This is a genomic window from Cytobacillus oceanisediminis, assembly GCF_007830235.1.
Lineage (GTDB): Bacteria > Bacillota > Bacilli > Bacillales > Cytobacillaceae > Cytobacillus > Cytobacillus oceanisediminis.
Genome location: NZ_VLKI01000033.1, coordinates 18,616 through 31,588, shown reverse-complemented (window position 1 = coordinate 31,588; position 12,973 = coordinate 18,616). Strand labels below are relative to the sequence as shown.

The 12,973-nt window shown below is 38.3% G+C and carries 15 protein-coding genes and 1 tRNA gene; 10 read left to right on the top strand and 6 right to left on the bottom strand.

Annotated features, from left to right (window positions below):
• Nucleotides 1-253 precede the first annotated feature (253 nt).
• Together IQ19_RS26540 and IQ19_RS26535 are read right to left on the bottom strand one after the other, a co-directional pair.
• Entirely contained in the window at nt 254-1,054 is an 801-nt protein-coding gene (locus IQ19_RS26540) for a RusA family crossover junction endodeoxyribonuclease (RefSeq protein WP_144546635.1), read from the bottom strand.
• A complete protein-coding gene (locus tag IQ19_RS26535; protein WP_144546633.1) occupies nt 1,054-1,869 on the bottom strand; it encodes a hypothetical protein in 816 nt (271 codons plus the stop codon). Before IQ19_RS26535 ends, IQ19_RS26540 begins: the two co-directional genes overlap by 1 nt.
• Nucleotides 1,870-1,989: 120 nt before the next feature.
• Between IQ19_RS26535 and IQ19_RS26530 the strand changes: the two genes are divergently transcribed.
• The 4 genes from IQ19_RS26530 to IQ19_RS26515 are packed head-to-tail and all read left to right on the top strand — an operon-like array spanning nt 1,990 to nt 4,594.
• The gene (locus tag IQ19_RS26530) at nt 1,990-2,691 is read left to right on the top strand and encodes a helix-turn-helix domain-containing protein (RefSeq protein WP_144546631.1); all 702 of its coding nucleotides are present in this window, start codon (nt 1,990-1,992) and stop codon (nt 2,689-2,691) included.
• Nucleotides 2,688-3,158 carry a recombinase family protein gene (locus IQ19_RS26525; protein ID WP_144546629.1) on the top strand — a complete coding sequence of 157 codons (471 nt, stop codon included), beginning with the start codon at nt 2,688-2,690 and terminating at the stop codon, nt 3,156-3,158. The genes IQ19_RS26530 and IQ19_RS26525 overlap by 4 nt, the downstream gene beginning before the upstream one ends.
• Nucleotides 3,159-3,184: 26 nt before the next feature.
• Complete coding sequence (locus IQ19_RS26520; protein ID WP_144546627.1) at nt 3,185-3,373, top strand: helix-turn-helix domain-containing protein; 189 nt, start codon at nt 3,185-3,187, stop codon at nt 3,371-3,373.
• A gap of 39 nt (nt 3,374-3,412) precedes the next feature.
• Nucleotides 3,413-4,594, top strand: coding sequence for a tyrosine-type recombinase/integrase (locus IQ19_RS26515; RefSeq protein ID WP_144546625.1), 1,182 nt, complete (start codon nt 3,413-3,415; stop codon nt 4,592-4,594).
• 76 nt (nt 4,595-4,670) lie between these two features.
• Here IQ19_RS26515 and IQ19_RS26510 read toward each other — a convergent pair.
• Nucleotides 4,671-4,743: transfer RNA gene (locus IQ19_RS26510), tRNA-Val, on the bottom strand.
• A 244-nt stretch (nt 4,744-4,987) separates the two neighbouring features.
• Between IQ19_RS26510 and IQ19_RS26505 the strand changes: the two genes are divergently transcribed.
• The 3 genes from IQ19_RS26505 (at nt 4,988) to IQ19_RS26495 (ending at nt 6,838) form a co-directional block, all read left to right on the top strand.
• Nucleotides 4,988-5,761, top strand: coding sequence for a SurA N-terminal domain-containing protein (locus IQ19_RS26505; RefSeq protein ID WP_144546623.1), 774 nt, complete (start codon nt 4,988-4,990; stop codon nt 5,759-5,761).
• Nucleotides 5,762-5,893: 132 nt separating this feature from the next.
• Complete coding sequence (locus IQ19_RS26500; protein WP_144546620.1) at nt 5,894-6,508, top strand: YczE/YyaS/YitT family protein; 615 nt, start codon at nt 5,894-5,896, stop codon at nt 6,506-6,508.
• Nucleotides 6,509-6,619: 111 nt separating this feature from the next.
• Nucleotides 6,620-6,838, top strand: a complete 219-nt coding sequence (locus IQ19_RS26495; protein WP_026583753.1) for a hypothetical protein — start codon at nt 6,620-6,622, stop codon at nt 6,836-6,838.
• A gap of 275 nt (nt 6,839-7,113) precedes the next feature.
• Here the strand turns inward: IQ19_RS26495 and IQ19_RS26490 are convergent, their stop codons facing one another.
• The 3 genes from IQ19_RS26490 to IQ19_RS26480 form a co-directional block, all read right to left on the bottom strand.
• Nucleotides 7,114-9,072: a TRAP transporter permease gene (locus tag IQ19_RS26490; RefSeq protein WP_144546618.1), complete on the bottom strand. Its 1,959-nt coding sequence runs from the start codon at nt 9,070-9,072 to the stop codon at nt 7,114-7,116.
• Entirely contained in the window at nt 9,062-9,592 is a 531-nt protein-coding gene (locus tag IQ19_RS26485; protein WP_144546616.1) for a DUF1850 domain-containing protein, read from the bottom strand. The genes IQ19_RS26490 and IQ19_RS26485 overlap by 11 nt, the downstream gene beginning before the upstream one ends.
• Before the next feature lie 143 nt (nt 9,593-9,735).
• Nucleotides 9,736-10,734 (bottom strand): TAXI family TRAP transporter solute-binding subunit, encoded by a 999-nt coding sequence (locus tag IQ19_RS26480; RefSeq protein WP_144546615.1) that lies wholly within the window; start codon nt 10,732-10,734, stop codon nt 9,736-9,738.
• Between the two features lie 313 nt (nt 10,735-11,047).
• Between IQ19_RS26480 and IQ19_RS26475 the strand changes: the two genes are divergently transcribed.
• From IQ19_RS26475 to IQ19_RS26465, 3 genes are all read left to right on the top strand, one after another.
• Nucleotides 11,048-11,770 (top strand): alpha/beta hydrolase, encoded by a 723-nt coding sequence (locus IQ19_RS26475; RefSeq protein WP_144546613.1) that lies wholly within the window; start codon nt 11,048-11,050, stop codon nt 11,768-11,770.
• A 200-nt stretch (nt 11,771-11,970) separates the two neighbouring features.
• Nucleotides 11,971-12,489 (top strand): YjcG family protein, encoded by a 519-nt coding sequence (locus IQ19_RS26470; RefSeq protein WP_144546611.1) that lies wholly within the window; start codon nt 11,971-11,973, stop codon nt 12,487-12,489.
• 6 nt (nt 12,490-12,495) lie between these two features.
• Nucleotides 12,496-12,918 (top strand): GNAT family N-acetyltransferase, encoded by a 423-nt coding sequence (locus IQ19_RS26465; protein WP_144546609.1) that lies wholly within the window; start codon nt 12,496-12,498, stop codon nt 12,916-12,918.
• Nucleotides 12,919-12,973 lie beyond the last annotated feature (55 nt).

Below are 12,973 nucleotides of genomic sequence, written 5' to 3'. Positions count from 1 at the left end.
AATGTTGACAAGTGGCCTTTTTTAATTTGTGCAGGCCCCTCGGGGCCTGCACAAATTAAATGCCATAACCTACATTTTTATGATGCCATAAACACCCGATGTACCACCATTCATACACTGTTACCGTAGCAAATTAATTGAAGACAACTAAAATAATTCAATTACGTAGACTATCACTCTATCATTAGTTAATAGATTCTATTACTTGATAGACTTGTATCCCTTGCTACTCTTAGTTTTGTACTACTTGCAACTAATTGATTAGCAGGTTAATTATTGTACACTTATTCTTTGTTTTTTGGGTATCGCGTTTATATAGTCCTATTGATAATAGTTGATCTTTCATTGGCATTAAGATCTCGCGTATTACTGGTAAATACATTAACATCATATTGTCGGTATCTTGCTTGAGGTTCGTCGTATCAAATCGTAGATGACAATCAAACTTGCGCCCCTGAAGCTGTGTTTGAAATTGTCGTAACACCTGAGTCAACGTGTACTTAAGGTGCGCTTGGTAATCTACCTGTTGTTGTGAATAATGATTCTGCTCACCAATATCATACGGAAAGGCAATCTGTTTTTCTTGAATCATAAGAGTAGAAGATACAGTAAGCCGAATACCATTTACAGCGTCTTCAATCATTATTTCTACCACATCAATAGTTTCACGTGACCTTGCCTTTAAAACGTCTATCTGAACATTTCTTATCAAACGATCATCGTTGATGATATGCTTATTACAAGAATCTAAAATTGCCTTTAAAACATACTCTAGGTTAAAGTCATTGAGAGACTTTCTTGTACGAATGGTGATAGTTACATTCACTTCGTTTGTAAACACACCTAGCCCTTGCGCTTGTTGTGCTGCTAAAAGATCATATTTAAGCTTATGTTGAAAAAACATCATTTTTTCATGCTGCATTATTTTGTTACTTTTAAAAACAGGGCGCTCCCAGTTCTTAGGATCTTCATCTATCTTTACAACGATTAATTTATCATGTATAGAGCCTTTAATTTTAGCACCATTAGGCATAACTGCTTCATTGATACTCATTATACTAACACTCCTTGATTTGTTCTTTGTTGAGCATTTGTTAGCTTGTGTGATGGAATGATATTAAAGCGTAAGAGCTTAATCTTCTTATCATTAGGAAGTGAAGCTGTTACAGAAGCGTCCCCTATGTATTGATACTCTTTACCTACAGAGTTTTTATTCTCACGATAAATACATTCAACCTTAGTCAACAGCCCTTGCTTTATAAGAAAGTCAATATTGTTGATCAATCGATTGTGAGAGCAATTTAAATCTGTATACAATGTGTCATCGATGATATATTGGTCATTACTATCAACATAAAGGACATTAGAATCAATTCCGCCATAAACATCAATCCAAAAATATAAATAAAGAAGACCAATCGTCCTTAACCGTAAATCAGACCACAATGTTTTGTTAGCCAGGATAGACCCTTGAAATAGCTCTACTGGAAACTCTACATACCCTTGACCCTCATGTTTAAAAGTTGCACGATCTCTCTTTAAATTCTCTCTTGAATAATAATTTGTCCCATCGAATAAAGGCAGAAACAATACTTGATAGGCATTAGCTCTTGACACTTTTCCAGTCTTCTTAATAAAGTAATGATCTTCAAGCCACTTTAAAGCACCTCTATAACTACTTTGAGTCATCTTCAACTCCTTATTAGCCCTGTCGTAAGAATAGAAATAACGATTATTTGGATCAACCGATACTGCCCGGCATATATACAAATAAAGTCTTAGACGGTGTCCAGTTAACTCAGTAAGACGACTCGTAAATAATATTCTGTCAACCATAAATGTATGGTTTGAAATTATAAAATTCCTCATAATTTATTTCCTCCATCCACTAAAAACAATTTAAATTGCATAATTAAATTATATTTGCATTATATAGTACTAGAATGATATTATATATGTAAAGGATTTTCTTATAAGGAGGTATATGAAATGCCAGCTCTACAAATTGATTCGTTTGATTTTAAGTATTTGCAAAACTGTACGTTAGGTGAGCGACTTCGATTCTTCAGGCAAAAGATGATGCAATACCATCCAAATAAAGACTATACTGTTACTTCTTTGGGGAAACGATTGAGAATAACTCCTCAATCCATTTCAGCAATTGAGAGGGGGGATTCCAAAAATCCATCCTTTCAGGTTATTCACAAGTTAACAAAGGAGTATAGAGTTCCCCTTGATTCGGTAACAGACGAATATTATCAAGACGAAGGAAGATTGTTTACCATCGGAATACCCGATGTTGTGGATGCAACAGACATTGAACTTGATGATATTGAAACAATTAAGTACAACGGTAATATTATTTATGAAAATAAATCAGATGATTTCTTTGAAGGTGATTCAATGATGGGATTATTACTATATCAATCTAATGACAATAATATTATTGATCTAATTTTCCATAGATATTTCAAAGAAAGCATTTCTGATGATCAACTAAGTGATATCGTCTCTAGGTTAATATTTGAAACGTCAAGTGTTTCTCGGGAAAAACTTGACATTGATGAACTTCCTCATCCCGCAGTTCAAGCTAAACATATCTTAGAACAGAAAAACCAACCACTTTCTCTAAAAGAATTAGGTGAACTGCTGTACAACCCTGCTGCAAAAGAAAAGAGGGACAAAAAATGATAAAACCTCCCTTCGGCTATACAATCGAATATCACCCCATTTTAAGAAAACGGTGGTATTGGATTAAAAAAGATGAAGCTGATGCACTGATTGAAGTATTTGGTAGCTTAGTTTATGGAGGCAATACACTACAAAACCTGGCAAACCAATTAAATAAAGAAGGATTCTTAACCACTCGAGGAAAGCCTTTTACATCACAGAGTGTACGAACAATGATAAAAGAGCCTTTTTATATCAATCTCATTCGAAGACGTAGAAACGGAAAAACAACATATGAATATGAAGAATACGAAACATTTATAAACATAGGTCATTGGTTGCGGGCCCAAATAATGATTAATAATATAGATGTTTTTAATGAGCCTAATATCTTGAAACATCTTCAAGATGTAACTTACGACCAGGAAGCCATTAACTACAAGCTTGAGTTTGGTTTTGATTATTACGAACATGAGCTTTTTACATAAAACTAAGGATTATTGAGGTGATTTTTATGTTTGGAACAGCAGAAAATTATCCAGAAACACTTGATGTTAGTGATATTCAAGAGATTCTTGGGATAGGGAGAAGACAAGCATATGAACTTGTGAATTCTAAGCAATTTCATATTGTACGAATTGGAAGGAGAATAAAGGTATCAAAGAAGGTATTTTTTCAATGGTTAAATGGTAGAGAGGAGTAAAAGCTTCTCTACCTTTTATGTACAAAAGGAGGGATTTTTATGTACACAGGCTCTGTCAGAAAGGACAAGTCAAGCTGGTATTATGTCATTGAAATGGGTAAAGGAATCGATGGCAAGCGTAAACAGAAGAAAAAACGTGGATTTAAAACGAAAAAAGAAGCACAGAAAGCATTAACCGAAAAGCTTCATGAACTAAACAGTGGTACTTACATTGAACCTAGGAAAATTACCATGAAGGATTTCTTAAACGAGTGGTTAAGAAACAAGCAATTGACTATTCGTGAAAGTACATTCAAGAAATATTATTGGATAGTGAACAAGCATTTATTTCCACATATCGGTGAAGTTATGCTTGCAGATTTATCTCCAATGCATGTTCAACAGCTATACCATAAACTATGTCATGAGAAGGAATTATCTAACGAAAATGTAAGATCAGTACACAAGGTATTAAGCCAAGCTCTTAAGCAAGGTGTAAAGTTTGAATACATTTCAAAAAACGTGACGGAGTTCATTGGGCTTCCTAAAGTCCAAAAAAAAGAAATTGAGGTGTGGGATCTTCATGAGGTACAGCACTTTCTTGAAGTAACCAAATCCAACAGATACCATATTGCTTATTTAATTGCCCTAAATACAGGTATGCGGCAAGGAGAAATACTAGGGCTTCGTTGGAAGGATATTAACTTTGATAGAAATGTCCTCTATGTAAGACAAACGCTTAGCCATTATGGCAAGCTGAGTAATTCAACAAAGACCGCAGCTGGAGTAAGAACCATAGCACTGCCTGAACAGTTAATGAAAGAGTTGAAAAGACATAAAGTTGAACAATCAAAAGAGAAACTAAAGTGTGGAACTATATATGAGGATCGTGACTTGGTAGTAGCCACTGAACATGGAACACCACTTCATCCAAGAAATCTATTACGCAACTTTAAAATACATGTAGAAAAAGCTGACTTAAAAGAAATACGCTTCCATGATCTAAGGCATACTCACGCTTCTCTTTTATTGAAGCAAGGTGCACATCCTAAAGTCGTATCAGAGAGATTAGGTCATGCGGATACCCGAATTACACTTGATACTTACAGTCACCTCCTTCCTAATATGCAGGAAGAAACAGCCGAACAATTTGGGAACATGCTTTTTGGGAATGCGTCTAAGAAAAATAATCAAAGCATCATCAAGGAAGTAACCAATTTACCTTACGTGACCAATATGTGACCAAAAGGGGTTTTTATGATGACAGGCGTACGAGGGCAAAATGAAAGAACCCCATCATATCAGGGGTTCAACGGTATGATTCCGACTGGGTTCGAACCAGCGACCTCTACCCTGTCAAGGTAGCGCTCTCCCAGCTGAGCTACGGAATCGTAATGCAATTTTCCTCTTGTGAGGACAATATAAAATATAATATTTTTTTTCATAAAAGTCAATACCCATATTCATTCCATTAATAGAAGATTAATAGTTTGAAAATAGATTACATTCACATTACAATTTCCCCATTTAAGTCTGCAAGGTATCTTTTTAAAAAAATATGCTTTATAATGCCCACTATATGATTCTTTTGTTAGATGAATCAGCCATTTCAGGGTTACGGAAGGAGAATATTTAATGAAGAAACTAATGTATCCCTTTTTACTAGTATTACTATCTGCCGTTTTAGCAGCTTGCGGTGCAGATGATGAAGGCAAGAGTGCAGAGAAAGAGGAGAAGGCAAAGACGGCTGAAACTGATCAGCAGGATCAGCAGGATCAGCAAAAGCAAATGGAAGAAATGCAAAAGAAAATGGAAGAACAAAAGCTTGAAGAAAATAAAACAATTGCAATTGTAAATGACCAGGAAATTCTTGGCCGTGAGTATAATAGTGTACTGACTTCTTCACAAATGATGTTCCAGCAAATGGGACAAGATCCTACTACTGAAGAAGCAGCAGAGAAAATCAAGAAGCAAACACTTGATAGCTTAGTGGGCCAAACTCTTCTCCTCCAGGAAGCCGACAAAAAAGGCTATAAAGCTTCTGATGAAGAAGTCAAAAAGCAGCTTGAAGAAACAAAAGGACAATTCAAAGACGATAAAGAGTTTGAAACAGCTATGCAGCAGGCAGGCCTGAACATGGATTCTTTAGAGGATGAAATTGCCAATAATATTAAATACACAAAGTATATTAATAGTGAAATTAAACCTGGAGAGGTTACGGATGCCGAAATCAAGAAATTTTATGATGAGTATGCAAGCCAGGGCGGTGCTGAAGGCCAAGAGCCTCCTAAATTAGAGGAAGTTAAGCCGCAGATCAAGCAGCAGCTTGAACAGCAAAAACAACAGGAAAAGCTGGTTAAGCATGTTGAAGAATTAAAGAAAAATGCAAAAATCGATATCAAGGTTTAATCCTTTTGGAGCGGCTGCCTTTACCGGCGGCTGTTCTTTTTATTTATTTTGATAAATTTACCTCACTCTTTTCCTCCTCCGCCTCTTGAGAAATTTTTTAGATACGGTAATATGTATTGGGGAGGCTGCATCATGATAAAACATACAACAGTCATTCAAATAATTGCAGGTTATTTAATACTCACTCTGGGTGTCTCATTAATTATTTTATCCGGCCTGGGAGCAGGTGCATGGGATACCGTCTATGTTGGCCTTTTTAAGAAATTCGGTCTGACAATCGGAACATGGTCATTCCTGGTCACTGCTTCCCTGATATTTTTAAACGCACTGCTTACGTGGGATAAGCCGCAATTTAAATCTTTTATAGGTACGGTATTAACAAGTTTGGGAATCGACTTTTGGATGGAACTTGTGTTTAGCAGCACTGTCATAACACATTTTCCTATTCAAATTCTCTCCTTCTTTTCTGGTGTTATATTACTGGGCTTTGGGGTAGCCATTTATATCCGCCCAAAATTATTTAGCGGACCAATCGATGGTTTAATGATTGCAACAGCTAAAAGGTTGAACATTAGCATCAAAAATGCCCGTATCCTAAATGAGTTTTTGGCATTGGCTATTGGTTACCTATTAAGCGGTCCGGTGGGATTAGGCACTTTATTCGTCGCCATCTTTTTGGGCTACACCATCCAATATGGCACTGTCTTCCTAAACCGCTTGAAAGATAAAGGCCTGAAAATTATTTAAAAAGGACTTCAATTTTTGAAGTCTTTTTTTACGAACATATTTTCGTCTCCACACTTGAAAAAGAACATTCGTTCGTATATAATGTAAATAAAAGTAAGGAGGGATTTCTCTATGAAAGGAATTCTTTATCGAGCTATGGAAGAGAGAAAGCCTGTTGAAATCATTTATCTCTCCAAACGCAATTCATTTACACAAAGAAAAATTTTAATTAAAGAACTGCGCGGGAGCACCATTTTGGCCTACTGCTTATATAGAAAGCAAATGCGCATTTTTAATTTAAACCATATCATGTCCATTCTCCCAGAAAAGAAAACACGCCAAATCAGCTAACAAGCTTTTCAATATTTCCATTAATTAGAGCCTGTATTTCACATACGAAGTACGGCTTTTTATTATACACCTTCCTGCCTTCTCTTCCTTTTTGTCATTCCCAGCAGTCAGCGATGAACCTGGTACCTTCACTGTTGTACTGAACAGCGACGAAGAAGGCTATATCAACGCAAGTCTATCAATCGGACATAGCGGACAGGAAGCATAAAAGGGAAAGCCTAAATTATCTGGCAAATAAAAAGGAAGGATCTCCGAGAGTATCCTTCCTTTTAAAGTTAAGCCGTTTGAGGCTTAGCTTTATCATCTCTTTTAAAGAAAACTTGCAATACAATCAGCAAGATAAAGATTCCAAGTCCGATTATATCTGTCATTCCTTCAGGATAGATAAGCATCAACCCGCCTGCAATCCCCAACAGCCTTTCAAGTGGATTTAATTTGCGCAGCCAGTAGCCAATAACCCCGGCACCAATCGCCATCATACCGGCCAAAGCAGTGAATACTACCCAAATTAAGTAATACCAGGTTGTATCAATCATCAAAAGCTCTGGAGAAAGAACAAACATATACGGAATGATGAATGCCCCGATTGCAAGCTTTGATGCATTTACGCCAGTTTTAATCGGATCTCCGCCCGAAACCCCAGCAGCAGCAAATGCAGCAAGCGCTACAGGAGGGGTAATATCAGCCACAATACCGAAGTAAAACACGAATAAGTGGGCAGATAAATCAGGAACACCTAGCAGTATAATGGCCGGAGCCGCAATTGTAGATGTAATAACATAGTTTGCAGTTGTCGGCGACCCCATACCAAGGATGATGGCTGCAACCATTGTCAGCATCAGGGTTGGAATTAACAATCCGCCAGAAAGATCAAGAAGGCCATTTGCCATCTTTAGACCAAGACCTGTCTTAACAACTACACCAACGATTATACCAGCTGCAGCTGTAGCAGCTGCAACTCCCAATGCTGTACGTGCACCATCAACCAAAGCATCAATTGCATCCCGGAAGTTAATACGAGTATCTTTCCGTATCATACTAACGGCAATGGTAATGACGATAGACCAAAGAGCAGCACGGATAACACTCATTCCGCTCATAAGCAAAACGATAACTGCCAAAATAGGCAGAAGCAAATATATCTTCTTAAGTACTTCTTTGCGATTTGGCATTTCGTCGTCATTTAATCCTCTTAGACCTACTCTTTTTGCTTCAAAGTGGGTCATAATCCAAACACCAGCAAAGTAAAGCAGTGCAGGGATAGCTGCAGCTTTGGCGATATCCCAGTACGTAATTCCGCCGCCAATAAACTCAACCATAAGGAAGGCAGCCGCACCCATGATCGGAGGCATAATTTGTCCTCCCGTTGAGGCTGTTGCTTCAACCGCTCCAGCAAATTCCTTCTTGTAGCCAAGTTTTTTCATCATTGGGATGGTAAAAGAACCGGAAGTAACTACGTTTGCTACAGAGCTTCCACTGATTGTTCCCTGAAGCGCACTGGAGAAAATGGCAACCTTTGCAGGGCCGCCTGTTCTCTTCCCTGCCAGAGAAACAGCCAAATCATTAAAGTATTGTCCTACACCGGTTTTCACAAGGAAAGAACCAAACAACAGGAATAGGAAGATAAAAGTAGCTGATACGCCTAACGGAGTACCAAGAATCCCTTCTGTCGTAAAGAACATCGTTTGTACAAGTCTTTCCAAATCCAAGCCACGGTGTGCCAAGAATGCTGGCATATAAGGTCCATACATCGCATAGGCAAGAAATATAATAGCAATAATGGTAATCGGCAATCCAACTGCCCGCCTTGTTGCTTCAAGCACCAAAAGTACTGCGAGCAAGCCCACATAAAAATCAATCTCTGTCAGGCGCCCGGCTCTCATAACAATTTCATCAATAAACAGCGGCCAATATGCTCCTACCACCATACCGAGAATCGCTAATATTACATCATACCAGGCGACCTTATGTTTACGTCCCCTGTCTTTTTTCCTTGCAGGAAATAAGAGAAAGATTAGGGCCAATGCAAACCCTAAATGGATCGAGCGCTGCAGCTGTGCTGTAAGCATCCCGAATACTCCAGTATAGAGATGGAACAGTGAAAATGATAGAAGCCCAATAAAGACAATCCACCCAAAAATGCCTCCAAGTTTCCTCGTACCGGCCTCAGGATCGTACTTTTCCAGCAGTTTCTGCTGTTCCTCAAGAGATAACGTTTCCCCTTTATTGTCCAAGGATATTCACTCCTTTCAAAGTCTCAATTAAGTTTAATTTTTTAGCTTTTATACGTATCCAGGTTCCCGGTTCTATATAATCTGTAAGCGGATACTCTTCCCCTTCACTTATAACTGTGTGATTAGCTCGAACCTCTCCTATCCGGAGATCAAATGAAGGAAAAACCCGATTCATATTCTTAATATAATATTTGCCGTCCTTCTGTTCAAATATTTCTCCATTTGAAGCATTTTCCGGCATTCCAATCGCAAAATCCTCATACATAAGCTCGTATAGCTTAATATTGCCTTTTTCAGTTAAATTGTAGCTTTCTACAACATCTGAAAGGTGAATGGAATGAGTGTACTTAATTTTAAAAGATCCGTCCTCTTTAATTGGGAGATAAGCAAGCACTTCTCCTTTGTTCTGATATTCAAAAACAATTGCCTGCTTTATAGGAATGAAAAGCATAATTGCGATGGATGTGAGGCTGAGGAATGCCAGGATTAGTCTTGCCTTCCCTGGCTTCTTAAATTTCATATAAAACCCCACCTAAAATAGTTATAATAGCCAGCCTTTACATTTGATTGGAAATCACTCTAAAAGTTAATTGACCGGCGTAAGAACCCTATTTAGGTTTTACAGCCGGCCAAGTTTTAATCGTTTAATTTTATTTTTGGAGATTACTCAGCTTTAAAGCCCTGTTCTTCAAAGTATTTCTTAGCACCTGGATGTAAATCAATACCGGTACCTTTTACAGCATTTTCTGCTTTGATCATTTTGCCTTTTGCGTGTGTAACTTTATCAAGATTCTCGAAAATAGCCTTTGTTACATCGTATACTACTTCTTCAGAAAGGTCGTTTGAAACAACAAGCATTGCTTGTACAGCTACTGTAGGAGCAGCTTCAGCAAGCTTATAAGTTCCAGCTGGTACTTCATCCTGAACGTAGTATGGATACTTTTCGATCAGTTCGTCAATTTTTCCTTGTTCGATTGGTACAATGACAACATCCTCAGTTGCAGAAAGGCCTTCTACAGCACCAGTAGGAGTTCCTGCCGTAACGAAAGCAGCGTCAATTGTGCCATCCTGGATTCCTGCAGTAGATTCATCAAAAGAGAGATCCTGTTTTTTGATATCATCTAAAGTGATTCCGTGGACTTCAAGAATTTGCTCGGCATTCGCAGCAGTTCCTGAACCAGGAGCCCCAATGGAGACCTTTTTGCCTTTTAGGTCTTCAATAGTCTTAATGCCTGACTTTGCAGTTGTCACAATTTGAATGGTTTCAGGATAAAGTGTTCCGATTGCACTTACATTATCAACAGCTGACCCTTCAAACATTAATTTTCCTTCTTTAGCATAAGAAGCAATATCTGTTTGAGAGAAGGCTATTTCAGCGTTGCCATCTTTCAGTGTGTTCATGTTCTCTGCAGATGCACCTGATACTTCAGCATTTGTATCAATGCCAGTAGCATCAGAAATAATCTCAGCGAACGATCCGCCTAGCGGATAGTATGTACCGCCCGTACCACCAGTTACGATGCTCATAAACTTCGGCTTTTCAGTGCCTTCGCCTTCGCCACCGCCGCCATTGCCTTCATCAGTTCCGCCGCCGCAAGCAGCAAGGACCATCGAAAGCGCTAACAGCAAAACTGTTGCGAGAAGAAATCTTTTCTTTTTCATTATACTTCCCCCTTTATAAAATTACAGTTTCTCGTATTATATACTACCATAAAGGATATCCAGATTGTCAAATGATACCTCTTTCTATTTGTAGATCAGTATATGTCTTCCATTTTCCTCAGAAAGGTATACATATTTTATGCATCAAACAGTTTATATTTTAGATTAAAGCTGGATCATTTTCAGCAGTTTCAACCATATTATTACAGAATGGCTTCTGCCGGCCGAATACTTGTAAAAAGCAATTCCTATATAAATATGATAAAATCTTCATAAAAAGCCTTACATACATGCAAACGGAGGAATAGATAACATGGATTTTCCAAGAGGATCAATCAAGGATATTAAGATAGACAGCAAAGAGCTGGGGGAAGAGATCAGCCTGCTCATTTATTTGCCGGCTTCCTATTCACCTTTATATAAATATACAGTTGCCATTGCGCAGGATGGAAAAGACTATTTTCAGCTTGGAAGAGTTGGCCGTATCGCAGACGAGCTTTTAAGCGGCAAAGAAATTGAAAATCTGATCATTGTCGGCGTTCCTTATAAAGATGTCAAAGATAGATGGAAAAAATATCATCCTGACGGAGAACAGAATAATGCGTATATCCGCTTTCTAGCACACGAATTGGTTCCATTCCTTGACCGTGAATTTCCTACATATCAAATGGGAATGGGCCGGGCGCTGATCGGGGACTCCCTTGCTGCTACTGTATCTTTAATGGCAGCGGTCCATTACCCAAATACATTTGGACGGTTAATTCTTCAGTCCCCTTTTGTAAACCAATCAGTTATGGAGGCTGTTAAAGAATTCAATCAGCCACATCTTCTTAATATCTACCATGTCATTGGAAAAGGAGAAACAGCTGTAAAAACAACCGGAGGCTCGGAGAAAGACTTCCTCACTCCAAATCGGGAACTTTCAAAGGTATTTGAAGAAAAACGTTTTCCATACTTTTATAATGAATTTGATGGAGACCACACCTGGACATACTGGCAGCCTGATTTAAAAAGAGCTCTTAAGTTAATGTTTTGACCTCTTTTATATGCGAAAAGGACTATTCTTGGACATTGACGAAAAGAATACATGGATGGGCACTGTTTTTTCTTTTAAAAAAAGGTATAATTATATAATAAATTTAGAAAATTTGCTATAATAGTTCAACCACAAGATTTTTATCATCTAATTTAAGCCTGCCAGTTATTAAACAAAAAAATAAACATGGAGGTTATTGTATGAGCACGAAATACGGTATCGTTATTTTCCCATCAAAAAAATTGCAAGATCTTGCAAACTCTTATCGAAAGCGGTATGATCCGCATTATGCATTAATTCCTCCACACGTCACTTTAAGATCCGGCTTTGAAGCATCGGAAGAGGAAATTAAAGAGCTCACGGAAACTTTGCACGGGATAGCCAAGAAACACCAGCCTTTTCAAATAAATGCTTCGAAAATCAGCTCTTTTCAGCCGGTAAACAATGTCATTTATTTTAAGGTTGAGCCTACCTCCCAGCTGGAAGAGCTCCACCGCGAATTGAATGATAATATCGCTGGAGAGGCTCCCGAATATAATTTTGTCCCTCATATTACAATTGGGCAAAAGCTTTCCAATGATGAGCATTCTGATGTTTATGGATCCTTAAGAATGCAGCCGGTCAATCACGAAGAAGTGATAGACCGTTTTCACCTTCTCTATCAGCTGGAAAATGGCTCTTGGACTGTATATGAAACATTTCGACTAGGAAAGGAATAATAAGAAGTGGAAGTCAAAATCGTCTCAACCCAACAAGAATTACAGGATGCATTTTCTGTACGCAAGCTGGTATTTATCCACGAGCAAAATGTCCCTGAAGAAGAGGAAATTGACCAGTACGAGGATGAAGCTGCTCATTTTGTGCTATATGATAATGGGAAGCCCGCAGGTGCAGGCCGATTCCGTACTGTGGATGGGGTTGGAAAAGTGGAAAGAATTTGCGTGCTGCAAGAAACCCGCAAAAGCGGCTCTGGAAAAGCGATCATGAATAAAATTGAAGAATACGCTAAAGCACAGGGATTGCCTGCCCTAAAATTAAACGCCCAAACACAGGCCATTCCTTTTTATGAAAAATTGGGCTATGAGGTGATCTCGGAAGAATTTATGGATGCCGGGATCCCGCATCGCACGATGAAAAAATCAATATGATACACTAACTCCTGCCTGGGAAGGCAGGAGTTATTTGTTGTGCAATATTTTTTAG

Coding starts and splice junctions, on each gene's coding strand:
- IQ19_RS26540 (WP_144546635.1), bottom strand. CDS start 1,054: ATGAGTATCAATGAAGCAGTTATGCCTAATGGTGCTAAAATTAAAGGC.
- IQ19_RS26535 (WP_144546633.1), bottom strand. CDS start 1,869: ATGAGGAATTTTATAATTTCAAACCATACATTTATGGTTGACAGAATA.
- IQ19_RS26530 (WP_144546631.1), top strand. CDS start 1,990: ATGCCAGCTCTACAAATTGATTCGTTTGATTTTAAGTATTTGCAAAAC.
- IQ19_RS26525 (WP_144546629.1), top strand. CDS start 2,688: ATGATAAAACCTCCCTTCGGCTATACAATCGAATATCACCCCATTTTA.
- IQ19_RS26520 (WP_144546627.1), top strand. CDS start 3,185: ATGTTTGGAACAGCAGAAAATTATCCAGAAACACTTGATGTTAGTGAT.
- IQ19_RS26515 (WP_144546625.1), top strand. CDS start 3,413: ATGTACACAGGCTCTGTCAGAAAGGACAAGTCAAGCTGGTATTATGTC.
- IQ19_RS26505 (WP_144546623.1), top strand. CDS start 4,988: ATGAAGAAACTAATGTATCCCTTTTTACTAGTATTACTATCTGCCGTT.
- IQ19_RS26500 (WP_144546620.1), top strand. CDS start 5,894: ATGATAAAACATACAACAGTCATTCAAATAATTGCAGGTTATTTAATA.
- IQ19_RS26495 (WP_026583753.1), top strand. CDS start 6,620: ATGAAAGGAATTCTTTATCGAGCTATGGAAGAGAGAAAGCCTGTTGAA.
- IQ19_RS26485 (WP_144546616.1), bottom strand. CDS start 9,592: ATGAAATTTAAGAAGCCAGGGAAGGCAAGACTAATCCTGGCATTCCTC.
- IQ19_RS26480 (WP_144546615.1), bottom strand. CDS start 10,734: ATGAAAAAGAAAAGATTTCTTCTCGCAACAGTTTTGCTGTTAGCGCTT.
- IQ19_RS26475 (WP_144546613.1), top strand. CDS start 11,048: ATGGATTTTCCAAGAGGATCAATCAAGGATATTAAGATAGACAGCAAA.
- IQ19_RS26470 (WP_144546611.1), top strand. CDS start 11,971: ATGAGCACGAAATACGGTATCGTTATTTTCCCATCAAAAAAATTGCAA.